Source organism: Ruegeria profundi, from assembly GCF_020171505.1.
Lineage (GTDB): Bacteria > Pseudomonadota > Alphaproteobacteria > Rhodobacterales > Rhodobacteraceae > Ruegeria > Ruegeria profundi.
The window spans coordinates 1-24557 of the sequence record NZ_JAIUZS010000005.1; the positions used below are offsets into that span (position 1 = coordinate 1).

At 57.6% G+C, this 24557-nt stretch carries 20 protein-coding genes; 4 read left to right on the forward strand and 16 right to left on the reverse strand.

What is annotated here, in order from left to right:
* The 4 genes from LCM21_RS12485 to rpsL all read right to left on the reverse strand — a co-directional run.
* The coding region (locus LCM21_RS12485; protein ID WP_222457858.1) for a GTP-binding protein at positions 1–119 on the reverse strand (119 nt) is incomplete at its 3' end.
* 60 nt (positions 120–179) lie between these two features.
* Positions 180–2297 (reverse strand): elongation factor G, encoded by a 2118-nt coding sequence (gene fusA / locus LCM21_RS12490; protein WP_068337291.1) that lies wholly within the window; start codon positions 2295–2297, stop codon positions 180–182.
* An 18-nt stretch (positions 2298–2315) separates the two neighbouring features.
* Positions 2316–2786 carry a 30S ribosomal protein S7 gene (rpsG, locus tag LCM21_RS12495; RefSeq protein ID WP_039529242.1) on the reverse strand — a complete coding sequence of 157 codons (471 nt, stop codon included), beginning with the start codon at positions 2784–2786 and terminating at the stop codon, positions 2316–2318.
* A 15-nt stretch (positions 2787–2801) separates the two neighbouring features.
* Complete coding sequence (rpsL, locus tag LCM21_RS12500; protein WP_005980675.1) at positions 2802–3173, reverse strand: 30S ribosomal protein S12; 372 nt, start codon at positions 3171–3173, stop codon at positions 2802–2804.
* Positions 3174–3569: 396 nt separating this feature from the next.
* On the opposite strand from rpsL, the gene LCM21_RS12505 reads away from it, so the two are divergent.
* Positions 3570–4385 (forward strand): putative rhamnosyl transferase, encoded by an 816-nt coding sequence (locus LCM21_RS12505; RefSeq protein WP_224890904.1) that lies wholly within the window; start codon positions 3570–3572, stop codon positions 4383–4385.
* Here the strand turns inward: LCM21_RS12505 and LCM21_RS12510 are convergent.
* From LCM21_RS12510 to rplJ, 6 genes are all read right to left on the reverse strand, one after another.
* The gene (locus LCM21_RS12510; protein WP_224890905.1) at positions 4370–5239 is read right to left on the reverse strand and encodes a DMT family transporter; all 870 of its coding nucleotides are present in this window, start codon (positions 5237–5239) and stop codon (positions 4370–4372) included. The two genes, LCM21_RS12505 and LCM21_RS12510, sit on opposite strands and share 16 nt — an antisense overlap.
* A 57-nt stretch (positions 5240–5296) precedes the next feature.
* Positions 5297–5923 (reverse strand): NAD(P)H-dependent oxidoreductase, encoded by a 627-nt coding sequence (locus LCM21_RS12515; RefSeq protein WP_224890906.1) that lies wholly within the window; start codon positions 5921–5923, stop codon positions 5297–5299.
* A gap of 273 nt (positions 5924–6196) precedes the next feature.
* The gene (gene rpoC / locus LCM21_RS12520) at positions 6197–10438 is read right to left on the reverse strand and encodes a DNA-directed RNA polymerase subunit beta' (RefSeq protein WP_224890907.1); all 4242 of its coding nucleotides are present in this window, start codon (positions 10436–10438) and stop codon (positions 6197–6199) included.
* Between the two features lie 49 nt (positions 10439–10487).
* Entirely contained in the window at positions 10488–14621 is a 4134-nt protein-coding gene (gene rpoB, locus LCM21_RS12525; protein WP_224890908.1) for a DNA-directed RNA polymerase subunit beta, read from the reverse strand.
* A 249-nt stretch (positions 14622–14870) separates the two neighbouring features.
* On the reverse strand, positions 14871–15248 hold the full coding sequence (gene rplL / locus LCM21_RS12530) for a 50S ribosomal protein L7/L12 (protein WP_224890909.1): 378 nt from the start codon (positions 15246–15248) through the stop codon (positions 14871–14873).
* A 79-nt stretch (positions 15249–15327) separates the two neighbouring features.
* Positions 15328–15846 carry a 50S ribosomal protein L10 gene (rplJ, locus tag LCM21_RS12535; protein ID WP_170387618.1) on the reverse strand — a complete coding sequence of 173 codons (519 nt, stop codon included), beginning with the start codon at positions 15844–15846 and terminating at the stop codon, positions 15328–15330.
* Positions 15847–16256: 410 nt separating this feature from the next.
* On the opposite strand from rplJ, the gene LCM21_RS12540 reads away from it, so the two are divergent.
* Together LCM21_RS12540 and LCM21_RS12545 are read left to right on the forward strand one after the other, a co-directional pair.
* Positions 16257–17222: an aminoglycoside phosphotransferase family protein gene (locus LCM21_RS12540; RefSeq protein ID WP_224890910.1), complete on the forward strand. Its 966-nt coding sequence runs from the start codon at positions 16257–16259 to the stop codon at positions 17220–17222.
* Positions 17223–17375: 153 nt separating this feature from the next.
* Positions 17376–18401 (forward strand): Hint domain-containing protein, encoded by a 1026-nt coding sequence (locus LCM21_RS12545; protein ID WP_224890911.1) that lies wholly within the window; start codon positions 17376–17378, stop codon positions 18399–18401.
* A gap of 72 nt (positions 18402–18473) precedes the next feature.
* Here LCM21_RS12545 and rplA read toward each other — a convergent pair whose 3' ends face one another.
* Both rplA and rplK read right to left on the reverse strand, forming a co-directional pair.
* Complete coding sequence (gene rplA / locus LCM21_RS12550) at positions 18474–19172, reverse strand: 50S ribosomal protein L1 (RefSeq protein ID WP_068337271.1); 699 nt, start codon at positions 19170–19172, stop codon at positions 18474–18476.
* A gap of 1 nt (position 19173) precedes the next feature.
* A complete protein-coding gene (gene rplK, locus LCM21_RS12555; RefSeq protein ID WP_037314971.1) occupies positions 19174–19623 on the reverse strand; it encodes a 50S ribosomal protein L11 in 450 nt (149 codons plus the stop codon).
* Between the two features lie 326 nt (positions 19624–19949).
* Here rplK and LCM21_RS12560 point away from each other — a divergent pair, with 326 nt between their 5' ends.
* Complete coding sequence (locus tag LCM21_RS12560; RefSeq protein WP_224890912.1) at positions 19950–21161, forward strand: peptidoglycan-binding domain-containing protein; 1212 nt, start codon at positions 19950–19952, stop codon at positions 21159–21161.
* Positions 21162–21217: 56 nt separating this feature from the next.
* On the opposite strand, the gene nusG is transcribed toward LCM21_RS12560, so the two are convergent.
* From nusG to LCM21_RS12580, 4 genes are all read right to left on the reverse strand, one after another.
* Complete coding sequence (nusG, locus tag LCM21_RS12565) at positions 21218–21751, reverse strand: transcription termination/antitermination protein NusG (RefSeq protein ID WP_068337267.1); 534 nt, start codon at positions 21749–21751, stop codon at positions 21218–21220.
* A gap of 198 nt (positions 21752–21949) precedes the next feature.
* On the reverse strand, positions 21950–22147 hold the full coding sequence (gene secE / locus LCM21_RS12570) for a preprotein translocase subunit SecE (RefSeq protein ID WP_068337265.1): 198 nt from the start codon (positions 22145–22147) through the stop codon (positions 21950–21952).
* 68 nt (positions 22148–22215) lie between these two features.
* A complete protein-coding gene (ccoS, locus tag LCM21_RS12575) occupies positions 22216–22374 on the reverse strand; it encodes a cbb3-type cytochrome oxidase assembly protein CcoS (RefSeq protein ID WP_068337263.1) in 159 nt (52 codons plus the stop codon).
* 5 nt (positions 22375–22379) lie between these two features.
* Positions 22380–24557, reverse strand: a complete 2178-nt coding sequence (locus tag LCM21_RS12580; RefSeq protein WP_224890913.1) for a heavy metal translocating P-type ATPase — start codon at positions 24555–24557, stop codon at positions 22380–22382.

Consider the following 24557-nt stretch of genomic DNA (forward strand, 5'->3'; position numbering starts at 1 on the left):
TTGAAGTCGCCGAAATACTTGGTGATTGCTGCGGTCAGCGTCGTCTTGCCGTGGTCAACGTGGCCAATCGTGCCGATGTTGACGTGCGGTTTTGTACGCTCAAACTTTTCCTTTGCCATGATGGCCTCCTTTTTCGGTAATGAAGGGAGCCCGTGAACCGCGCTCCCTCAAATCTTCGCTTATGCGTATTTCGCCTGAATCTCGTCCGAGATGTTCTGCGGAACCGGATCGTAGTGGTCGAACTGCATGGTGAACTGGGCGCGGCCCGACGACATCGAACGCAGGGTGTTGATGTAGCCGAACATGTTCGCCAGCGGAACAAACGCGTCGATCGCGATGGCGTTGCCGCGCGGTTCCTGGCCAGACACCTGGCCACGACGCGAGGTCAGGTCGCCGATGATACCACCGGTATATTCTTCCGGGGTGATCACTTCGACCTTCATGATCGGTTCCAGCAGTTTCGCGCCAGCTTTGCGCATGCCTTCACGCATACACATCCGCGATGCGATTTCGAACGCCAGAACGCTCGAGTCAACGTCGTGGAACTTACCGTCCAGCAGGGCAACCTTGAAGTCGATCACCGGGAAACCAGCCAGCGGGCCGCTATCCATGACCGAGTTGATGCCTTTTTCAACACCGGGGATGTATTCCTTCGGAACAGCACCACCAACGATGCGGCTTTCGAACGAATAGCCTTCGCCCGGCTCGGTTGGCTGGATCTCCAGCTTGACTTCGGCGAACTGACCCGAACCACCCGACTGTTTCTTGTGGGTGTAGGTGTGTTCAACCGGCATCGAGATGGTTTCGCGATAGGCCACCTGGGGGGCACCGATATTCGCCTCAACCTTGAACTCGCGCTTCAGACGGTCCACCAGGATGTCCAGGTGGAGTTCGCCCATGCCCTTCATGATGGTCTGACCCGATTCCAGGTCAGTTTCCACGCGGAAAGACGGGTCTTCGGCGGCCAGACGGGCCAGACCCTGAGACATCTTCTCCTGGTCACCCTTGGTTTTGGGCTCAACCGCGATCTCGATCACCGGATCGGGGAAGGTCATGGTTTCAAGAACCACCGGGTCCTTCGCGTCACACAGAGTGTCACCGGTGGTGGTGTCTTTCAGACCCGCCAGCGCGATGATGTCGCCTGCAAACGCTTCTTCGATCTCTTCCCGGTTGTTCGAGTGCATCATCATCATACGACCGATGCGCTCTTTCTTGCCTTTGGTCGAGTTCAGGATCGAGTCGCCCTTCTTCATGACGCCCGAGTAGATGCGCGTGAACGTCAGCGAACCAACGAAGGGGTCGTTCATGATTTTGAACGCAAGGCCCGAGAAGGCCATGTTGTCGTCGGCGCGACGCGCAATGTCACGAACTTCTTCTTCGTCACCGGGTTTGAAGCCCATGTAATCAACAACGTCCAGCGGGCTGGGCAGATAGTCGATCACGGCATTCAACAGTGGCTGAACGCCTTTGTTCTTAAACGCCGAACCACCCAAAACAGGAACGAAGTCCAGCGCAAGGGTTCCCTTGCGCAGCAGTTTGCGCAGGGTTGCGACGTCGGGCTCGTTGCCTTCCAGGTATTCCATCATGGCGTCGTCGTCTTGCTCGACGGCCGCTTCGACCATCTTGCCGCGCCACTCGTCAGCCATGTCCTTCAGGCTGTCACGGATCGGCGCTTTGATCCAGCTTGCGCCCAGATCCTCACCCTGCCACAGCCATTCTTCCATGGTGACGAGGTCGATCAGACCTTCCAGCTCGGATTCAGCACCAATCGGGATGCCAACCGGAACAGCGCGTGCGCCAGTGCGGTCTTCGATCATGCGAACGCAGTTGAAGAAATCAGCGCCGATCTTGTCCATCTTGTTGACGAAGACCATACGCGGAACCTTGTAGCGGTCAGCCTGACGCCACACGGTTTCGGTCTGGGGCTCAACACCGGCGTTTGCGTCCAGAACGCAGACGGCACCGTCGAGAACGGCCAGCGAGCGCTCGACTTCGATGGTGAAGTCAACGTGGCCGGGGGTGTCGATGATGTTCAGGCGGTGCTTGGGCGTATCGGCGGTTTGACCGTCCTCGGTGCGCTCCCAGAAGGTGGTGGTCGCAGCCGAGGTGATGGTGATACCGCGTTCCTGCTCCTGCTCCATCCAGTCCATGGTGGCTGCACCATCGTGCACCTCACCGATGTTGTGGGATTTACCAGTGTAAAACAGGATACGTTCCGAACAGGTGGTCTTACCTGCGTCGATATGCGCCATGATACCGAAGTTTCGGTATAGTTCGAGAGGATATTCGCGTGACATGTGTCTAAACCTCTGGGATTACCAACGGTAATGGCTGAAGGCTTTGTTCGCCTCGGCCATCTTGTGGGTGTCTTCGCGCTTTTTAACGGCGGTACCGCGGGACTGAACAGCGTCCAGCAGCTCACCGGCAAGGCGCTCTTCCATTGTGTTTTCGTTGCGGCCGCGCGCAGCAGTGATCAGCCAGCGGATGGCCAGTGCTTCGCGGCGCTCGGGGCGCACTTCGACCGGAACCTGATAGGTTGCACCACCAACCCGCCGCGAGCGAACCTCGACCGACGGTTTGATGTTGTCGAGCGCTTCGTGGAACACTTCGACAGGTGCGCGCTTGATTTTGTTCTCAACACGGTCAAACGCGTTGTAAACGATGCGCTCTGCGACCGACTTCTTGCCGTCGATCATCAGGTTGTTCATGAATTTGGTCAGAACCTTATCGCCAAACTTGGCGTCAGGCAGGACTTCGCGTTTTTCGGCGGCGTGACGACGTGACATATCAGCCTCTCCTTCTTACTTGGGACGCTTCGCGCCGTATTTCGAACGACGCTGCTTACGGTCTTTGACGCCCTGAGTATCCAGAACACCGCGCAGGATGTGGTAACGCACACCGGGAAGGTCTTTTACACGGCCGCCACGGATCAGAACAACCGAGTGTTCCTGCAGGTTGTGGCTTTCACCGGGGATATACGAGATGACCTCGTACCCGTTGGTCAGGCGTACCTTGGCAACCTTACGCATAGCCGAGTTCGGCTTTTTCGGCGTGGTTGTATAAACACGTGTGCAGACGCCGCGTTTCTGCGGGCACTGCTCCAGGTGCATGGACTTCGAGCGTTTTACTTTCGGCTGCCGCGGCTTGCGGATCAGCTGTTGAATAGTTGGCATTCCGGTTTCTTCCCCGTTTTGCAACACACATGACATGCACGCGCGTTGCGTGCGGTTAAATTCGCTGCACTCATGCGTCCACAAGCGCAAAACCCGCGAGCGTTCCCATTCCGAGGTGAACGTCGCGGTTGGTTATCAGAGGACGCGAACGACAAAATTGCCCGGGTCTTGACCAGTTCATTACTGAAATCGGTTATGGGGCGGCCCCCGGTACCGAGATGACGCGCGTAATAGGGGGAGTCGGCGCAAGTGTCAACAGCACAAGCCCGCTTGCGCCAATCTGGCCGGGAATCGTGCGTTTACTTGGGTCCGGGACGGACATCCAGCCCTGTCCTGCGTTGCGGGCAAGGACGTCGCCCGGCATAGTCGGGCCAGAATTCTGATGATGGATGCACCATGCAAGTACTAGGCCTTTGCCGTTTTTCCTTCCCCGCCTTGGGCAGTTTTCAGATCGAACATGAAACACTCAAAGACCGGCGCCGGCATCTGTACAACCCCAAGCGACTGGAAGAGAGGTTCCGGCTTTTCGAAACCTCCACCCTGCCCTGCTTTCGGGAACACACGGATGAGGACTTCCAACTTCTGGTAGTCGTCGGTAATTGCCTTCCCAGATCAGCGTTTGAGCGGCTGAACGACCTGACAGCCGACATCAAGCAGATCAGGATACTTCAGAAATCGGCCGAAACCGACAAATCGCACCGGCACATCATGAAAGACATTCTGAATGCAGCCCGTACCGACCCGGCCCAACCCTGCCTGCAGTTTCGCCATGACGACGACGACGCCGTTTCCGTCGATTTCGTGGAACGCCTGCGCGAAGCGGTCGAGGACTGCAAACCGCTTATGGTCAAAAATCGTACGGTTGGCATAGATTTCAACAAAGGCTTCGTTGCCCGGATGGATGCGAACGGGATCAGGGCAGAAGAAACCTTCAAATCATTGCTTGGCGTCGGAATGGGCATGTATGTCTCTGGTGGAAGCAAACAGACGATCATCAGCTTCACACATCACCGCATCAGTCGCTTCATGCCTGTCGTCAGCTACCCGGACGCGCCCATGTGGGTGCGCACTCTGAACGAGTCCAACGATTCCTGGGGCGCGCGAAACAGCACCAAAGATCTGCCTGCCCTAAGCCCTGAACAAGAAGGCGAGTTCATCGCGCGTTTTGCCATTGACCAAAAGGCGGTACGGCGGGCTCATTCTTTTGCATAGGACTGGCGTTCGCGGAAAAAGGTGAATAGCCCTGCCCCAACGACCAGAGTTGCCCCAAACATCGTAAGCGTGTCCGGCCAGTCTCCGAAGACCAGCCACCCCAGCGCCAAGGCCCAGATCAGGCTGGAATACCGGAATGGGGCAACAAAACCAACATCGCCCGCACGCATGACCATGACGCTGAACAGATATCCCGCCAGCACGAACACAGCGGCGCATGCAATCATAATCCCAGCCCCAGCCGGAACCGGCTGCCAACCTGTCCCAAACGAAGCAAGGGTCGCCGCCAAGGTGATCGTCAAGGTGGTCGCCAATGTGACCGCGAGCGAGGGCACGTGAGACGACATTCGCCGTGTGATCAGGTCGCGCGCCGTCACCGATGCCACCGCGATCAATGCGTAAATCGCGTAGATGCTGAACCCGTCCGGTCCGGGCCTGACGATCGTCAGCATGCCGACGAATCCCAAGGCAATCGCAACGACACGGCGCCACCCGATCTGTTCGTGAAACAGCAGCACGGCACCCAGTGTCACGGTCAATGGTAAGGCCTGTAAAACCGCAGTGACATTCGCCAACGGCATGTGAAGCAATGCGGTCAGAAAGAAGTACGTGGCCGAAAGCTCGGCCAGGCACCGCGCGGCAACCAGCCATTTGTCATGACGCGGAAAATTCAGATGCAGCGCCCCCAGATAACGCGCCAGAAGGTAAACGAGGATCGTCGCCAACACGCCGCGCATTGCAACCATCTGGAATAAGGGCACTTCTGCACCTGCCGCCTTGACGAGTGTATCATTGATGGTAAATGCGGCCATGCTGCCCATCATCAGCAAAGCACCCTTAACATTTGGCGTCATCTTGGTCTGGTCCGGTCTGCATTTCTTGCGACATTGGCCCCGCCCTCCGTAAGGATGTCAACCAGGCACCGTTATACTTTTTCCTCCCTGCCGAACCTGTCGCGGAGGTTGCAGGTCCACACCCGCCCGGTAACTTTTTTCCAGAAGCGCCTGCCGCCGTTTTTCGGACCCCGTCGCACCACACAGCAGTTCGAGCTTTCGGGGCGAACAACCGAAATAGCCGAATGTTCCCTTCATCCAGACCGTTTCCATGGCAGCCAGGTATCCTTCGCCCTCAATCTCATCTGAACGCGCGCCAGCCGGGATCAACAGAACACCGGATCGGGGCCGTTGAAGCGATCTTTCGGGATCGTCCAACTGATCATAGGCCCACCCCCAGTTCCAAACGCGGTCAACCCACCCTTTGGTCATCGCGGGCATGCCCCACCAATACAATGGAAACACAAGACAGATTGCGTCCGCCCGGGCAATCCTGTCCTGCTCCGCAACCACGTCCGGCGGTGCGGACATGTGACCGTCCGGCTCAATGTCGGCCATCGACCAGCGCGGGTCGAAACCTTCCGCATGCAGGTCTGCAAGCTCGACAGTATGCCCCGCCGCCGTGGCGCCATCCATGAAATGCCGGGCTACGGCAGAACTGAACGAGGCGGGGTTAGGATGGTCTAGGACGGTCAGGACGTGCATGCGCAAGCTCCGGGCTGCAATTGTCATTGTGAGCAAATTGCACAACCGTCCGCAGAAGCTGGCGGCGTCACACTACGGTGCAAGCTGAACGGTACAGCTCAATCCGTATGCTCCGCGTCACTATCGAATCTCAAGGTAGGTTGAGATCAAGAGGGTTTTTCGCGCACCCGGTCACAAATCCTGGAAGGCTACACACTTCTGATAATTTCAGAGCCCGCACGCAAAAAGGCCCCGCGGGTACGCAGGGCCTTTCTTTTTGCTTCCGATCGGAGGTTACTCGCGGCTTTCCGGGGTTTCCACCAGATCGTCCAACTCGTCACCAACCATGTCGTCATCAATGGTCGGGGCGGCCAGGGCAGCAGCGGCTTCTGCCTCTTCCCGGCGGGCTTCGATCACGACGTTGTCGCGGGACTGCGCAACCTGACGCACGGCCTGTGTCGCGCCACCGGTACCGGCGGGGATCAGACGACCAACGATGACGTTCTCTTTCAGGCCGACCAGTTTGTCCTTTTTGCCCTGTACCGACGCTTCGGTCAGCACGCGGGTGGTTTCCTGGAACGAGGCCGCCGAGATGAACGAACGCGTCTGCAGCGAGGCTTTGGTGATCCCCAGCAGGATCGGCTCGCCCTGTGCCGGACGACCACCGCGCGCGATGGTCTTCTCGTTGGCAGCGTCGAACTCTTGCTTATCGACATGCTCGCCTTTCAGCAGGGTGGTGTCGCCTGAATCCAGGATCTCCCACTTCTGCAGCATCTGGCGCACGATGACCTCGATGTGCTTGTCGTTGATCTTCACACCCTGCAAGCGATAAACATCCTGCACCTCGTCAATCATGTAATCCGCCAGCGCTTCGACACCCATGATAGACAGGATGTCATGCGGAGCCGGGTTACCGTCCATCAGGTATTCACCCTTCTGGATGAAGTCCCCTTCGGCGACCGGGATGTGCTTGCCCTTGGGTACCATGTATTCGATGGTCTCCATAGACTCGTCAGCCGGTTCGATGCTGATGCGGCGCTTGTTCTTGTAGTCGCGGCCAAAGCGCACGTAACCATCGGCTTCTGCGATGATTGCGTGATCTTTCGGACGACGCGCTTCGAACAGTTCGGCCACACGCGGCAGACCACCGGTGATGTCCTTGGTCTTGGCGCCTTCACGCGGGATACGCGCAACAACGTCACCAGCTTCGATCTTCTGGCCGTCTTCGACCGACAGGATCGCATCCACCGACATCGGATAGTGGACCGGGTTGCCCGCGTCATTGCGGACCGGTTCACCATCTTCACCGACCAGAATGATCTCGGGCTTCAGGTCGCTGCCTTTGGGGGCGGCGCGCCAGTCAACCACGATCTTCTGCGTCATGCCGGTTGCTTCGTCGGTCTCATCACGGACAGCAAGGCCCGAAACAAGGTCAACGTACTTAGCAGTACCAGCTTTTTCGGCGATAATCGGCAGAGTGTAGGGGTCCCACTCGAACAGCTTGTCGCCACGGGCTACCTTGGTGCCGTCCTTGACGAACAGCTTCGAGCCGTAGCCCAGCTTGTGGCTGGCACGCTCTTCGCCATGTTCGTCTTTGATCACCAGCTTCATGTTCCGACCCATGACAAGGCTTTCACCTGCGGCATTGGCCAGAATCTGCGGGTTCTCGAACGAAACGACACCGGCCTGGCTGGCTTCCTGGAACGACTGCTGACCACCTTGTGCAACACCACCGATGTGGAAGGTCCGCATCGTCAGCTGCGTACCGGGTTCACCAATGGACTGGGCGGCGATGATGCCGACAGCCTCACCCGTATTCACCATGGTGCCGCGTGCCAGGTCACGACCATAGCACATCGCGCAGACGCCTTCCTCGGACTCACAGGTCAGAGGCGAACGGATGCGGGCCGACTGAACACCAGCTTCATCAATGGTGTCGGCCATGCGCTCATCAATCAGCTGACCAGCAGCGACGATCACCTCATCCGTGCCCGGACGCAGGATGTCATCAGCGGCCACACGGCCCAGCACACGTTCTGCCAACGAGGCGACGACTTCACCATCATTGACCGCAGCTTCGGCCGTGATTGCACGATCGGTGCCGCAATCGATCTCACGAACGATACAGTCTTGTGCCACGTCCACCAGACGACGGGTCAGGTACCCCGAGTTCGCCGTCTTCAGAGCGGTATCCGACAGACCCTTACGGGCACCGTGGGTCGAGTTGAAGTATTCAAGAACGGTCAGACCTTCCTTGAAGTTCGAGATGATCGGCGTCTCAATGATGTCACCGTTCGGCTTGGCCATCAGACCGCGCATACCGCCCAGCTGTTTCATCTGAGTGACCGAGCCACGCGCACCCGAGTGGGCCATCATGTAGACCGAGTTCGGTTCCATGTCCGACCCATCTTCGGCCTTGGCAACGTCCGAGATGGTGCTCATCATCGCCTCGGTCACGCGGTCGTTACACTTCGACCAGGCATCGACAACTTTGTTATACTTTTCACCCTGAGTGATCAGGCCGTCCATGTACTGCTGTTCAAAGTCTTTCACCTGGTTGCGAGTGTCATCAACGATGCCCCACTTGTCGTTCGGAATGACCATGTCGTCCTTACCGAACGAAATCCCCGCCTTAAACGCTTCCTTGAAGCCCATCGACATGATCTGGTCGCAGAAGATGACCGACTCTTTCTGACCGCAATAGCGGTAGACGGTGTCGATCACCTGCTGCACTTCTTTCTTCCGCAGTAAGCGGTTGACCAGCTCGAACGGCGCTTTGTTGTTCATCGGCAGCAAGGCACCCAGACGCAGACGGCCCGGAGTGGTTTCATAGCGCTTCTGAACTTCGTTGCCTTCGTCGTCGATCTGCGTGATCCGCGCAGTGATTTTCGAGTGCAGATGCACCTCACCCGCGTCCAGCGCGTGCTGAACTTCTTCGATCGACCCAAAGACTTTGCCTTCGCCCGGCATGCCTTCGCGTTCTAAGGTCACATAGTAGAGACCCAAGATCATGTCCTGCGACGGAACAATAATCGGTGCGCCGTTTGCAGGCGACAGAACGTTGTTCGTCGACATCATCAGAACACGCGCTTCCAGCTGGGCCTCAAGGCTCAGAGGGACGTGAACAGCCATCTGGTCCCCGTCGAAGTCGGCGTTAAAAGCCGAACAGACCAGCGGGTGCAGCTGGATGGCTTTACCTTCGATCAGAACCGGCTCGAACGCCTGAATGCCAAGACGGTGCAGCGTGGGCGCACGGTTCAGCATGACAGGGTGTTCGCGGATCACCTCATCGAGGATATCCCAAACTTCGGGACGCTCTTTCTCGACCAGTTTCTTCGCCTGCTTCACGGTCGAAGACAGACCCTTGGCCTCAAGACGCGAGTAGATGAACGGCTTGAACAGCTCCAGCGCCATCTTCTTGGGCAGACCACACTGGTGCAGCTTGAGTTCTGGACCGGTCACGATGACCGAACGGCCCGAGAAGTCAACGCGCTTACCAAGAAGGTTCTGACGGAAGCGACCCTGCTTACCTTTCAGCATGTCCGACAGCGATTTCAGCGGACGCTTGTTGGCCCCGGTGATCACGCGGCCACGACGGCCGTTATCGAACAGAGCATCCACGGATTCCTGCAGCATTCGCTTTTCGTTGCGGACGATGATGTCAGGTGCGCGCAGCTCGATCAGACGCTTCAGACGGTTGTTCCGGTTGATGACGCGGCGATACAGATCGTTCAGATCCGAGGTCGCAAAACGGCCACCATCCAGCGGTACCAGCGGACGCAGTTCCGGCGGAATGACCGGGATCACGGTCATGACCATCCACTCGGGTCGGTTGCCCGACTCGAGGAAGGATTCAACAACCTTCAGACGCTTGATGATCTTCTTGGGCTTCAGCTCGCCGGTTGCCTCGGCCAGATCAGCGCGCAGCTGTTCGGCTTCGGCTTCCAGATCGATCTGGGCCAGCATCTCACGGATGGCTTCGGCACCGATATTCGCGGTGAACGCGTCCATGCCGTAAGCATCCTGAGCGTCCATGTACTCTTCTTCAGTCAGCATCTGGCCGTAGGTCAGGTCGGTCAGACCCGGCTCGATAACGACATAGTTTTCAAAGTACAGAACGCGTTCCAGATCGCGCAGCGTCATGTCCAGCATCAGACCGATGCGGGACGGCAGCGATTTCAGGAACCAGATATGCGCAACGGGCGCGGCCAGTTCGATGTGGCCCATACGCTCGCGGCGGACTTTCTGCAGGGTGACTTCCACACCGCATTTCTCGCAGACAACGCCGCGATACTTCATCCGCTTATATTTGCCGCACAGACATTCGTAATCTTTGATCGGGCCAAAGATACGCGCGCAGAACAGACCGTCACGCTCGGGCTTGAACGTCCGGTAGTTGATGGTTTCGGGTTTCTTGATCTCGCCATAGGACCAAGACAGAATCCGCTCGGGCGACGCCAACGAGACCTTGATCTCGTCGAAAACCTTCGGGGGCGTCAGCGGGTTGAACGGGTTGTTGGTGATTTCCTGGTTCATTTTGCGTCCTTACAAATTGGGATGGGATGAGTTTGGGGCGTTGCCGCCCCTACTCTTCCTCCGCATCCAGGAGTTCCATATTCAGGCCAAGGCCACGGACTTCTTTCACCAGAACGTTGAACGATTCCGGTACGCCCGCTTCAAAGTTATCCTCGCCCTTGACGATCGACTCATAGACCTTGGTCCGGCCGGCGACGTCATCCGATTTCACGGTGAGCATCTCCTGCAGGGTGTAGGCGGCGCCGTAAGCTTCTAAGGCCCAGACCTCCATCTCACCAAAGCGCTGACCACCGAACTGCGCCTTACCACCCAGCGGCTGCTGGGTAACCAGGCTGTACGGCCCGGTAGACCGCGCGTGGATTTTGTCGTCCACAAGGTGGTGCAGTTTCAGCAGGTACTTGATACCCACGGTCACCGGGCGTGCAAATTGCTCACCGGTACGACCGTCGAACAAAACCGACTGACCGCTTTCCGAGAAGCCCGCACGCACCAGCGCGTCGTTGACGTCCGCCTCTTTGGCACCGTCGAAGACCGGGGTTGCGATCGGAACACCGCGGGTCACGTTGCCCGCAGCCTCGATCAGGCCATCCTCGTCCATGCCGGTGATGCCTTCTTCGTAGACATCTTCGCCATAGGCCAGCTTCATCGCTTCGCGCACCGGGGTCAGGTCGCCAGACCGGCGATATTCACCCAGAGCGTCGTCGATGTTCAGACCCAGACCGCGCGCGGCCCAACCCATGTGGGTTTCAAGGATCTGACCCACGTTCATACGCGACGGCACACCCAGCGGGTTCAGACAGAAGTCAACCGGAGTACCATCGGCCAGGAACGGCATGTCTTCCATCGGAACAACCTTGGAAATCACACCTTTGTTCCCGTGACGACCGGCCATCTTGTCGCCCGGCTGCAGCTTGCGCTTCACGGCGATGAAGACTTTGACCATCTTCATCACTCCCGGCGGCAGGTCGTCGCCACGACGAACCTTCTCGACCTTGTCCTCGAAACGAGCGTCCAGAGCACGCTTTTGCACTTCGTACTGCTCGTTCAGAGCCTCGACGATCTGTGCGTCCTGCTCACCTTCCAGCGCCAGCTGCCACCACTGACCGCGTGTCAGGGTGTCAAGCAACTCCTCGGTGATCACTGACCCCGCCTTGACGCCTTTCGGGCCTTTGACAGCGGTTTTACCAAGGATCAGGCTTTGCAGACGCGCATAGATGTTGCGGTCAAGGATCGCCAGCTCGTCGTCCCGGTCACGGGCCAGACGTTCGACTTCCTCACGCTCGATCTGCAACGCACGCTCGTCTTTTTCGACCCCGTGCCGGTTGAAGACGCGGACCTCGACGACCGTACCGTAATCGCCCGGCTTCACGCGCAGCGAGGTGTCGCGCACGTCAGATGCTTTTTCGCCAAAGATGGCGCGCAGCAGCTTTTCTTCCGGGGTCATCGGGCTTTCGCCCTTCGGAGTAATCTTGCCAACCAAGATATCGCCCGGCTCAACATCCGCACCGATGTAAACGATGCCCGCCTCGTCGAGGTTGCGCAGCGCTTCTTCACCGACATTCGGGATGTCGCGGGTGATCTCTTCCGGGCCCAGCTTGGTGTCACGGGCGGCGACTTCAAACTCCTCGATATGGACCGAGGTAAAGACGTCATCACGCGCGATACGTTCCGAGATCAGGATCGAGTCTTCGTAGTTGTAACCGTTCCACGGCATGAACGCGACAACCACGTTCTTACCAAGGGCCAGTTCACCCATATCGGTCGACGGACCGTCGGCAATGACCTCGCCCTTCTGGACGGTGTCACCCACCTTGATCAGCGGACGCTGGTTGATGCAGGTGTTCTGGTTCGAACGCTGGAACTTGCGCAGGCGGTAGATGTCAACGCCAGCGTCGCCCAGTTCCAGATCTTCGGTAGCGCGGATAACGATACGCTGGGCATCGACCTGGTCGATGATGCCTGCGCGTTTCGCCTGAATCGCAGCGCCCGAGTCGATCGCAACCTTTTCCTCGATCCCGGTACCCACCAGCGGCGCTTCGGCGCGCAGCAGCGGAACCGCCTGACGTTGCATGTTCGAACCCATGAGAGCGCGGTTAGCGTCGTCATTTTCAAGGAACGGGATCAGCGATGCAGCGACCGAGACCAGCTGTTTAGGTGACACGTCGATCAGGTCCACATTCTCACGCGGAGCCAGAGTGTAGTCACCGGCCTGACGGGTCGAAACCAGATCGTTGATGAACTTGCCGTTTTCATCCAGCGTCGCGTTCGCCTGCGCCACGGTGTGACGCATTTCCTCGGTCGCGGACATGTAGTGAACCTCATCGGTCACCTCGGCGTCTTTGACAACGCGGTACGGTGTTTCGATGAAGCCATACTTGTTCACGCGGGCAAAGGTGGCCAGCGAGTTGATCAGACCGATGTTCGGACCTTCCGGCGTTTCAATCGGGCACATCCGGCCATAGTGGGTCGGGTGCACGTCGCGGACCTCAAAGCCAGCACGCTCACGCGTCAGACCACCGGGGCCAAGCGCCGAGAGGCGGCGTTTGTGGGTGACTTCCGACAACGGGTTGGTCTGGTCCATGAACTGCGACAGCTGCGACGAGCCGAAGAATTCGCGGACAGCGGCCGCAGCCGGTTTCGCGTTGATCAGGTCCTGCGGCATGACGGTGTCAATCTCGACCGACGACATACGCTCTTTGATCGCGCGCTCCATGCGCAGCAGGCCAACGCGGTACTGGTTCTCCATCAACTCGCCGACCGAACGCACACGACGGTTGCCGAGGTGGTCGATATCGTCCACGTCGCCTTTGCCGTCACGCAGCTCAACCAGCGCCTTAATGCAGGCCACGATGTCTTCGCGGCGCAGCGTGCGCAAGGTGTCCGGCGCGTCCAGAGCCAGGCGCATGTTCATCTTCACGCGGCCGACGGCGGACAGGTCGTAACGCTCGCTGTCGAAGAACAAGGTATCGAACAGAGCCGACGCAGCCTCGACTGTGGGCGGTTCACCCGGACGCATGACGCGGTAGATGTCCATCAGCGCGCTTTCGCGGCCCATGTTCTTGTCCTGCGCCATGGTGTTGCGCATGTAGGGGCCGACATTGACATTGTCGATGTCCAGAACCGGGATGTCGGTGATGCCCGCATCCATGAGCTCTTTCACAGTGCCGCCGATCAGCTCGCCGTCCTTGTCGTATTCCAGGGTCAGTTCGTCACCGGCTTCGACATAAATCGCGCCGTTTTCTTCGTTGATGATGTCCTTGGCAACGAACTTGCCGACAATGTTGTCGAACGGAACCAACAGGTCAGTGACAGTGCCTTCGTCGATCAGCTTTTTAACCGCGCGCGGCGTAACTTTCTTACCCGCTTCGGCAATCACTTCGCCGGATTTCGCATCAACAAGATCATAGGTTGGGCGCGTACCGCGCACACGCTCGGGGAAGAACGGCGTGATCCAGCCCTTTTTCTTGTCAAGCTTGTAGGAAACGGTGTTGTAGTAGGCATCCATGATCGCTTCCTGATCCAGACCCAGCGCATAAAGCAGGGTTGTCACAGGCAGCTTGCGGCGGCGGTCGATACGTGCGTAGACAATGTCCTTGGCGTCAAACTCAAAGTCCAGCCAGCTGCCGCGATACGGGATGATGCGGCAGGCAAACAGCAACTTGCCCGAAGAATGGGTCTTGCCTTTGTCATGGTCAAAGAACACACCGGGCGAACGATGCATCTGAGACACGATCACGCGCTCGGTTCCGTTCACGATGAACGTACCATTGGGCGTCATCAGGGGCATGTCGCCCATGAACACGTCCTGTTCCTTGATGTCTTTAACGGATTTGGCACCAGTGTCCTCATCAACATCAAAAACGATCAGGCGCAAAGTGACCTTCAGCGGCGCGCTGTAGGTCATGTCGCGCTGCATGCATTCTTCAACGTCGTATTTGGGTTTTTCCAGATCGTATTTCACGAACTCCAGAACAGAGGTTTCGTTGAAGTCCTTGATCGGGAAAACCGACTGAAACACGCCCATGATGCCTTCGCCGTCGGTCGGCTGATCCGCATCGCCAGAGCGCAGGAAAAGATCATAAGAAGATTTCTGGACCTCAATGAGGTTCGGCATTTCCAGCACTTCACGGATTTTGCCGTAATATTTACGAAGACGTTTCTGGCCAAGGAACGTTTGAGCCATGTCAGATGTCACCTTTCGATGTTCTCAGCGGGCAAAGACGCCGTCGGGCCCCGGCGCCTTGCACATTCGAGACGACACGTCCGGATCAATTCATGGCCACCGTCCCGAAGGCAGCCTCCCGACCCGCGAACCGCGTCTTAGAAAACGCCCCAGCTTGTGAGGCCCTTTCTAAGACAGGTTCGGCTGGACCCGGATTTCTCCGGACCCAGCCAAATTTCCGACGCATCAGGGATGCGCCACTGGACAGATTTAGGCCAGTTCGACCTCGGCACCAGCTGCTTCCAGCTTGCCTTTGATCTCTTCGGCTTCGTCTTTCGACACAGCTTCTTTGATCTTGCCGCCAGCTTCGACCAGTTCCTTGGCTTCTTTCAGACCCAGGCCGGTGATGCCGCGAACTTCTTTGATGACGTTGATTTTCGAAGCGCCGGCGTTCTTCAGAACGACGTCGAATTCGGTTTTCTCTTCCTCGGCTGCGCCACCGGCATCGCCAGCTGCACCTGCGACCATTACGGCGCCGCCAGCTGCGGGCTCAATACCGTATTCGTCTTTGAGGATGGTTTTCAGTTCTTGTGCTTCCAGCAGGGTCAGACCCACGATGCTTTCTGCGAGTGCTTTCAGATCAGCCATTTTATCAGCTCTTTCCGTTTACAGTGTGTGTTCCAACGTCAGGGCATATGCCCCACGCAGATCATTCAGTGCCAACCGCTTACGCAGCTTCCGCCTTCTCTTCGATGGTGGAAAGGATGCTTGCGATATTGCTTGCAGGTGCGCCAATCGCGCCGGCGATGTTCGAAGCAGGTGCGCCAATGCAGCCAACGATCGAAGCAATAAGCTCTTCACGGGACGGCATTTTCGAAACTGTTTCGACGCCTTTGCGGTCCAGAGCGTTCTCGCCCATTGCACCGCCGAGGATTTCAAAATTCTTGTTATCCTTGGCGAAGTCCTCGGCCACCTTGGCTGCTGCCACAGGGTCCTCGGAATAGGTCAGAACGGTCATCCCTGTCAGCAGGTCGGCCATGCTTTCACACGGCTTACCCTCAAGGGCGATTTTGGCGAGCCTGTTCTTGGCAACACGCACGGAGCCACCCGCGTCACGAGCACGTGCGCGAAGGTCCTGCATCTCGGCAACTGTCAGACCGGCGTAGTGAGCAACCACTACGACGCCAGAGCTTTCGAAGATTTGGCCGAGTTCCTCGACCACTTTCTCTTTCTGGGCTCTATCCACAGTTCTCTCCAAGTTAGGGGCGATACCTCACCCCGGCTCATATTTGCCGCGGCTCACGCCCCGGCGTTCAGGTCCGTTGTTACGGGATTGGCCAAAACACGCCCGAGGGTTGGACCCCCAGAATTCTTTGGTCTTACCCGTCTCAGGCAGGGAATTAAGGGGCCGGTTGGACCCACCCACCGTCTTGGACGAAACGAAATAAAGCGCACGACGAATCGCACGCTTTATCTCGTAACTCTCTTTAGGGCAGATGACAGGTGTTTCCAAGGGGTAAATTGACCCTTTGCACCGTGCGGGCAATTTCGCACGAAATCCTTTCAGGATCGCGTGATTGACATGTCAAAGCCCGTCCTGTCTGTTTGGCGCTGCAGTTTCCGCAACCTGTTTTTGAAACGCTGAACCACCAGACCATGCCGACGCCAACCCTTGATGAATACGACATGGCCAGCACCTATGCCGAGGAATTCGCACGGGCGCAACTCAAGAGCTCGGTAAAGGACGTTACCTGCATCTACCGATCGCACGCTTTCCCAGCTTCCCGGCTGGTTTGGAAAATCGAAAAATCGGGGCGGCCCTTTGCCTTGAAGATTGACACCCTCTCGCCCGAGACGGGGCGGCTGAGCAAAGAATTCGACGTCCTGACCCGGCTTTCGGACCACTTCAAGGGTAACGAAACCAATCGGGTCGTACGTCCGGTCTATTTAGCCCCGCATGGCGCGTTTATGGTCACGGAATTCATCGACCGGCCAACAGCTGTGGACTACATCTACAACAGCCCGAACGATGACCAGGTGGCCCAGGTGTATCGGCGCGCTGGGTCCTGGCTGAATACCCTACACAGCTTTCAGGCACCAACCGAATATGCCTTTCGTCCACGATGGATGACAGACAGCATCAATGACCTGTCTACCGCGCTGCCCTTGCATATTGCCGAAGCCAGCAAGCCAATGATCGACGCGTTCTTGTTGCAGGCAAAGCGGCTTAAGAACCGACCGGACATTCGCGTATTCTCTCACGGAGATTTTCACGGCGACAACCTGATCATGGGTTCGGGCACAGCCATTGGCCTTGATTTCACAGAAGCGCGCGACAAGCTGGCCGTCTACGATATCGTTGACTTGCTGAAAGCCGATATCTTTCGGGACGGCCCCACATCCGAGATCGACCGAAGCGGGATGCTGCGCAAGAACAAGGACATGTTCTTTCGTCAATACCGACACCCGATAGACCCTGAGATCCTCGAGTGCTGCCTGCGTGGCCGGCTTTTGAAAGACTGGCTGCGTCTTTGGCAAACGGATTTTACATGCAGCCCTTTCGAAGATCGGAAAAAACATCGGCTGCATCTTCGGCTAAGGGCGGCGTTCAGCACGGATTGACCCTTGGGATGGCTCTGCCTGAGCAGCACAAAGATATAAGCCCAGTACTGACGCCAAACCGCATTTGTATTTCTAGTTGCGCCTAAAACCGATCTATGGTTGTCAAATAAAAAATCCAAAAATATCCGTTATATAGAAGGTAATTTGCCACAGATGGCACTTCGCAGCTTTTTCGCCCAGGACAACGAGAGTCTGATCGTAACATCGAGCCCCAACGGAAGCATTGTCAACAATCCGATCATAAACAATTCAGACACACCAAACGGCACCGTGTTTTCTTATTCGGCCGGGACAGGAACCACCGTGACATTGAATGACACAAGAGGTGGCCGAAATGTCTTTAATGATGATCTGGAGTCCCGCCACGTCATCACGGATGGCGGTGGGATTGTCGCGAATGGCACACAAGTCGAATCCGAATCCATAATTCGGGTGCGTGCACTGGATGGAGACGGAAACCCTACTGGACCCGAGATCGACATCTATGTGTTTTCCAAGAACGGAGTCACACAGGATGTTTGGGGATACAGCACATCTGCGCCTTTGGATTCCGGCACGTCTTACATCAAGGTTGGCGGCTCGAATGACGGGTCATCCGCGTACTCTAGCTTCGTTACCTGCTTTGGACCCGGAACACTGATCGAAACGGAACATGGCGCAGTTGAGGTGCAAAACCTCAGAAAAGGTCAGCGCGTCTGGACGCGTGACAGCGGACTGCAGCCGATCGTGTGGATCGGATCAACCGAGGTTCACGGTTTCGGCCCATTTGCACCGGTCGTCATTGAAACCGGCATCATCGGGAACAGCAAAAAACTGGTGGTGTCGCAACAACACCGCATCCTGATTCAGTCCCCTGCAACCGACATGCTTTTCGGTTCATCCGAAGTTTTCGTCGCCGCAAAGCACCTGTGCGGTATTCCGGGTATTTCCATTCGTGAGACGGAGCGCATCACTTATACGCATTTCATGTTCGACAAGCACCACATTGTCCGGTCGAACGGTGCGCTGACCGAAAGCTATTTTTTTGGGGACACTGCAGACCAGGCTCTGTCATCTCCGCAAAGGGCTGAAATCCTCGCTCTTTTCCCGTCGATGAACAGTATGAGCGATGCCTTCCGGCACACAGCCGCGAAAACGATCAGTGCACGTGAGGCCAGCGTGTTGCGCGCCTATTACTGACGGGTTTTCGAAATGCAAAAACCCGGGCTGCGTCAGCACCCCGGGTTGTAGTTTTCAGCGCGTGGTCGCCGCTTATTCGCCTGCAGCAGCAGCGACGTCCAATGTCACACCCGGACCCATGGTCGAGCTGAGTGCGATTTTCTTCATGTAGGTGCCTTTGGCGCCTGACGGCTTGGCCTTGGCAACTGCCGAGACAAACGCACGGACGTTTTCGACCAGCTTGGCTTCGTCGAAGGACGCTTTGCCGACGCCGGCATGCACAACGCCGCCTTTTTCCGCCTTGAACTGAACTTCGCCGCCCTTGGCTGCTTCGACGGCCGCTTTCACGTCCATGGTCACAGTGCCAACTTTGGGGTTCGGCATCAGGTTGCGGGGGCCCAGAACCTTACCCAGACGACCAACGATCGGCATCATGTCAGGGGTGGCAATGCAGCGATCGAAGTCGATGGTGCCGCCCTGAATGGTTTCCATCAGATCTTCTGCACCAACGATATCTGCACCGGCTTCTTTTGCTTCGTCCGCCTTGGGGCCACGTGCGAAAACAGCAACACGCATCGCTTTGCCGGTGCCGTTCGGCAGACCGACAACGCCGCGCACCATCTGGTCTGCGTGACGGGTGTCAACGCCCAGGTTCATCGCGATTTCGATGGTCTCGTCAAATTTCGAGGTTGCGTTGCCTTTGACCAGGGCAACAGCTTCTTCAACCGACAGGTTTTCCTTGCCGGCGACAGCTTCGCGCGCAGCGCGGGTACGTTTACCGAGTTTTGCCATCTTACTTCACCTCGATGCCCATGGAGCGGGCCGAGCCCAGGATGATCTGCATTGCGCCTTCGACGTCGTTGGCGTTCAGATCTTTCATTTTGGCTTCGGCGATCTCGCGCACCTGCTTCGAGGTCACGGTTGCCACGGTCTCACGACCTGGGTTTTCCGCGCCACGGGGACGGTTACGCTTGCCGACCGGCTTCAGACCAGCGGCTTTTTTCAGGTAATAAGACGCGGGCGGCGTCTTGATGTCCATGGTGAAGGACTTGTCCTGATAATAGGTGATCACGGTCGGGCACGGAGCGCCTTGCTCCATGTCTGCGGTCTTGGCGTTGAACGCCTTGCAGAATTCCATGATGTTGATGCCGCGCTGACCCAGCGCCGGACCAACTGGCGGTGACGGGTTCGCCTGACCTGCAGGAACCTGCAGCTTCATTGTACCAGCAAGCTTCTTGGCCATTTGGTTTTCCTTTCAACGTAGGCAGGACGCGTCCCACCCGGTTTATGTTGCGTGGTCCGATCCGGGATCGCGATCCCAGCAATCTCCCACGAGAGAATCTCGCCCGAAGACGATAGAAGCGGCGTTTACATGTGAACAAAGAGGTTGGCAAGTAGCCAGTGGAGCCAAGCCGCGTCTGGCTTTTCCCGATAACCAAGAGCTTTTTGCAGGCTCAGAGTGTCATAACTTGCAAATGGCGTGTTTCGCCAGCTGAAATGTGCATGTCCGCGTTGCGCTGCGAATGTGCTATACTTGTCAGATTAAGGCCTTTGTATTGGAGGTAAGTTATGATTCTGCGTTTAATAACAACTCTTGGCATCGCGCTGTCCTTCGCTGTCACCGCCCCTCAGACCGCGCGGGCCGACGCCGGTGACTTCCTCGGCGGCGCTGTTGTGGGTGGCGTTGTTGGTTATGCGATTGGCAAGGACCAACAGAAGAAAAAAACTCAAAGAACAACTCGGACCTACCGGCCCAGCATTCCGTCGACCACACAAGGAGCTCAGACTCAGACGGCCCTCAACTATTTCGGCTATAATGCCGGACGGGTCGATGGCCAGGTCGGAAGTGGGACCCGAGCCGCCATCGAACGCTATCAGGCGTCGATGGGTTATCCCATTAACGGATATGACTTTCAGCCGTATCAGTACGACTTTCTGATGCAGGCGTATTACTGGGCCACAAACGGTGGACAGGCAACAACTCAACTCGCGGGCCAGCCACTTTTGATGGCGTATCGCCAACAACAGCTTAGCGGTTCTGCCCTTGCGGCGGCACCTCAACCTCAGGCTGAGGCTGCTCCGGTTGCAACATCGCAAGAGCCTGAACCAGTGCCGGATGCAGGCGAGACAACGTCCGCTTCTCTGCCAACCCTCTTCTCTGGCGGCACAGCGCGTCCTTCCCTCGCCAATCGTTGCAGCGCAGTAATGCTGCAAACGTCGACCAACGGCGGCTATACGACGCTGGCAAATATGTCAGATCCCGATTTCGCACTTAGCGAACAATTCTGCCTTGCCAGAAGCTATGCGATGGCACGCGGTGAAGATCTGATGCAGGACATTCAAGGGCTGACACCGGACCAGATAGCAACCCAGTGCGACTCATTCGGCGAAATGCTGGAACCGCAGGTTGTTTCGCTGTCTCTGAACACAAAAACCGAGGCGGAAACACAGATGCGCAAGCTGGCGTTGGACTCGGGACTCAGCCCCGAAGATCTCGCAGCGACAAGTAAGGTCTGTCTTGCAATGGGCTACCGTCAGGACAACATGGATACCGCAGTTGGCTCTGCTTTGATGTTGGTCGCAATGGGCGAACCCGCCTATGGCGAGCTGATTGGACACCATTTGCGGGAAGGATTTGGCGTTCAGGAGCGCCGTGATCTTGCGATGCAGTGGTATGATGCAAGCCTGTCTGCACTGGACGCCGGGTCAGAAGCTGTCTTCTTGCCGTCCCAAGCCGATCGCCCGCAACTTTTGCGAACAGCAATGACAGCGGCGCAGTAAACCGAAGCATATCCGCACCCGCTGGCGAACTTACGTCCTGCGGGTGCAATAACCCGTTAGGTCTGCTTGGTAACCTGGGTAAAGTCCAGCTCAACCGGGGTTTCGCGGCCGAAGATTGAAACAGAAACCTTCAGCTTCTGGTTCTCGTCGTCCACGCCTTCGACCATGCCGTCGAAATCCTCGAACGGGCCGTCATTGACCTTGACCTTTTCACCGATTTCGAAGGTGATCATCAGCTTGGGTGCTTCTTCACCTTCCTGAACGCGGTTCAGGATTTGGTTTACCTCAGCATCGCGCATCGGCATCGGACGCCCTTGCGGACCAAGAAAGCCGGTGACGCGATTGATCGAGTTGATCAGGTGATAGCCCTGATCCGACATTTCCATATGCACCAGTACGTAACCGGGCATAAAGCGGCGTTCGGTCGTAACCTTTTTGCCGCGGCGCACTTCGATCACCTCTTCGGTGGGCACCAGAACTTCGTCGATGTCGTCCTCAAGGCCCTGCTCGGCCACGGACGTGCGGATTTGCTCTGCGATCTTCTTTTCGAAATTCGAAAGAACGCTGACCGAATACCACCGTTTCGCCATGAACCTGTCGTCCTTGTTTGCCTTCGGTGCGTTGGTATCGCCGTAAGCACCGTCATTGAAATTCTATCACGTCACCCGGAATAAAAAGCGGCGCGCAGCCCGAATCTCCGCACGCCTATTCCGAATAGTACCGTCACCTACTCTGACATTGCTGGCTGTGCAAGGGGGCAGTGGCGTTTCCGCTGCGCCCGAACGGTCCTAGCCGAATATGCCAAGGATCAATTGCAGCCCGCCACGAATGCCCAGATCAACCAGCGCAAAGAATACGGCCGTCAGCGCCGCCATGATGAACACCATGACCGTGGTCAGCAGCACCTCACGCCGGGTCGGCCAGACGACCTTTGCAACTTCGGCACGGACTTGCTGTATGAACTGGATCGGATTCATGGTGGCCATTTGGCTTGGTTCTCTCTGCTAGCGGATGCGCTGGACATAGCCGGGCATTGCGGCGATTTCAAGGGTCGTCAGGGCTTGGGCTTATCGTCCCATTCATCGCTGAGGATACGCTGCGCGTCGCCTTCGGGATCATCATACTGGTTCGAGCGGACCGTGTAGACAAAAGCCACAAGGCCAACCCCGCCTAAAAACAGGGAAATCGGTATCAGATAAGCCAGAACTTCCATATCAACTACCTCAGACGCAGGGCATTCAGAGACACGGTGATGGACGAAGTCGACATCGCCAGAGCCGCAATCAGCGGTGTGGCCAAACCGACCACGGCTAACGGCACGGCAATGATATTATATACAGTGGCAATGCGAAAGTTCTCACGAATCCGCTTTGTCGCTTTTAAGGCAGTGTCGCAGGCATCGGCGATCGGGGACAGGTTGTTGCCCAGCAACACGATATCCGACGCCACCCGCGCTGCATCAAGTGCCGAAGCCGGAGAGATCGACACATGCGCCGCCGCCAGCGCAGCAGTGTCGTTCAACCCATCGCCAACCATCAGAACACGGCGACCCTGATTGCTCAGGTCCTGCACTCGGGCGGCCTTATCCTGCGGCAGCGCCTGCGCGATCCAGTTTTCGATCCCCAGTTTCCCGGCCAGCGCTTGAACAGCGCCCTGCGTGTCGCCGGAGATGAGAATGACATCTTTGCCAGCCTCCCGGAACGCCTCAACAGCCTCCGCCGCACCGGCGCGCAGGCTGTCTGAGAACAAAAAGGCGACTGGCGTACGCCCGGCTACCGACAACCACGCCGCTGTTTGATCGCCCTCCTGCGCGCCGGCCCATTCAGCCCGGCCCAGACGCACCCGCTGACCGCGGAAGAGGCCCTCGGTGCCAAAACCCGGCACCTCCACCCTATCCTTAACGCTCGCAGGCGTGATACCGGCATCCCGCGCCGACTTGGCCAGCGAAACCGACAACGGGTGTGACGATGCCTCGGCCAGTGCCAGGGCAATCTCAAGATCAGAACGCGCGCGATCGCCCAAATTGGTCAATTCAGGGGTGCCCGACGTCAGCGTGCCGGTCTTGTCGAACACAACCGTATCGACCTCGGCCAGACGCTCCAGAGCAGTGGCATGTTTGATCAGCATCCCCTTGCGGAACAGACGGCCTGACGCGGCAGTCGTCACCGCAGGTACCGCCAAACCAAGCGCACAAGGGCATGTAATAATCAGCACCGCAGCAGCGATGTTCAAGGCAGTGCGAATATCGCCGGAATAAAGATACCAGCCCACGAAGCTCAGCGCCGACAGGATGTGAACGCCGGGTGCGTAAAGCTTGGCCGCCTTATCCGCCAGCGAGGTATAACGCGACCGCCCAGATTCAGCGATTGCAACCAGATCAGCCATACGGTGCAGCGAGGTATCCTCGCCCACCGCAGTCGCCCGAATGGTCAGAGGGCCGGTCAGATTGACCTCGCCCGCGCTCACGTTCAGACCCGCCTGGGCAAACACGGGCAGCGTTTCCCCGGTTAGCAACGAGCGGTCAAGCTCTGACTGACCCGAGACGATTTCACCATCCACCGGCATACGGCCACCGGGGCGGACAAGGACAAGATCACCAACTCCAAGCGAGGCAACCGAGACCTCCTCTTCGACGCCATCCACCAGCCGAGTGGCGCGCGGGACCTCAAGCGCTGTCAGTTCTTCGGCTGCAGACCGGGCCGCGGCACGTGTGCGATAGTCCAGATACCGACCTGCCAACAAAAAGAACGTCAGCGTCAGGGCCGCATCGAAGTAAGCATGCTTTCCGCTAAGCGCGGTTTCCCACAACGACGTGACCAAGGCCAACACGATCGCCAGAACAATCGGCACATCCATGTTCAGGCGCCTCACTCGCAGGGCGCTCCAGGCGTTGACAAAAAAGGGCTGGGCGGAAAATGCAATCGCGGGCAGTGCAATGGCCGCCGAAATCCAATGAAACATGTCGCGCGTGGCGTCCGATGCACCCGACCAGACCGAAACCGACAGCAGCATCACATTCATCGAAGCAAACCCGGCCACGGCCAGCCGCATCAACAAATCACGCCCAGCCTTGTCTGTTTGCGTGGCGGACAGGGCACCGGGGTCCAGTTCGTGCGCCTCATACCCTGCATTTTCCAGCACAGGGATCAGATCGGCGGCCCGCAGATCAGGCGCCGCTTTGATCATGGCACGCTTTAACGTCAGATTGACCCGCGCGTCCTCGACACCGGGATGTGCGTTCAATTCACGTTCGACCTTGGAGATACAAGCCGAGCAATGGATACCCGGCAACGACAAGGCAATCTGCACATCCTGTGGTATGGGGCGGGCGGGCTCTGCCGGGCTTGCAATGCAGCCCGGACAGGCCGCAGTACCAGAGGTCACCTGTGCGGTCAT

Bases quoted from the DNA above. Each gene is read 5' to 3' on its own strand.
- fusA (WP_068337291.1), bottom strand. From the start codon at position 2,297: ATGTCACGCGAATATCCTCTCGAACTATACCGAAACTTCGGTATCATG.
- rpsG (WP_039529242.1), bottom strand. From the start codon at position 2,786: ATGTCACGTCGTCACGCCGCCGAAAAACGCGAAGTCCTGCCTGACGCC.
- rpsL (WP_005980675.1), bottom strand. From the start codon at position 3,173: ATGCCAACTATTCAACAGCTGATCCGCAAGCCGCGGCAGCCGAAAGTA.
- LCM21_RS12505 (WP_224890904.1), top strand. From the start codon at position 3,570: ATGCAAGTACTAGGCCTTTGCCGTTTTTCCTTCCCCGCCTTGGGCAGT.
- LCM21_RS12510 (WP_224890905.1), bottom strand. From the start codon at position 5,239: ATGACGCCAAATGTTAAGGGTGCTTTGCTGATGATGGGCAGCATGGCC.
- LCM21_RS12515 (WP_224890906.1), bottom strand. From the start codon at position 5,923: ATGCACGTCCTGACCGTCCTAGACCATCCTAACCCCGCCTCGTTCAGT.
- rpoC (WP_224890907.1), bottom strand. From the start codon at position 10,438: ATGAACCAGGAAATCACCAACAACCCGTTCAACCCGCTGACGCCCCCG.
- rpoB (WP_224890908.1), bottom strand. From the start codon at position 14,621: ATGGCTCAAACGTTCCTTGGCCAGAAACGTCTTCGTAAATATTACGGC.
- rplL (WP_224890909.1), bottom strand. From the start codon at position 15,248: ATGGCTGATCTGAAAGCACTCGCAGAAAGCATCGTGGGTCTGACCCTG.
- LCM21_RS12540 (WP_224890910.1), top strand. From the start codon at position 16,257: ATGCCGACGCCAACCCTTGATGAATACGACATGGCCAGCACCTATGCC.
- LCM21_RS12545 (WP_224890911.1), top strand. From the start codon at position 17,376: ATGGCACTTCGCAGCTTTTTCGCCCAGGACAACGAGAGTCTGATCGTA.
- rplA (WP_068337271.1), bottom strand. From the start codon at position 19,172: ATGGCAAAACTCGGTAAACGTACCCGCGCTGCGCGCGAAGCTGTCGCC.
- rplK (WP_037314971.1), bottom strand. From the start codon at position 19,623: ATGGCCAAGAAGCTTGCTGGTACAATGAAGCTGCAGGTTCCTGCAGGT.
- LCM21_RS12560 (WP_224890912.1), top strand. From the start codon at position 19,950: ATGATTCTGCGTTTAATAACAACTCTTGGCATCGCGCTGTCCTTCGCT.
- nusG (WP_068337267.1), bottom strand. From the start codon at position 21,751: ATGGCGAAACGGTGGTATTCGGTCAGCGTTCTTTCGAATTTCGAAAAG.
- secE (WP_068337265.1), bottom strand. From the start codon at position 22,147: ATGGCCACCATGAATCCGATCCAGTTCATACAGCAAGTCCGTGCCGAA.
- ccoS (WP_068337263.1), bottom strand. From the start codon at position 22,374: ATGGAAGTTCTGGCTTATCTGATACCGATTTCCCTGTTTTTAGGCGGG.
- LCM21_RS12580 (WP_224890913.1), bottom strand. From the start codon at position 24,557: ATGACCGCACAGGTGACCTCTGGTACTGCGGCCTGTCCGGGCTGCATT.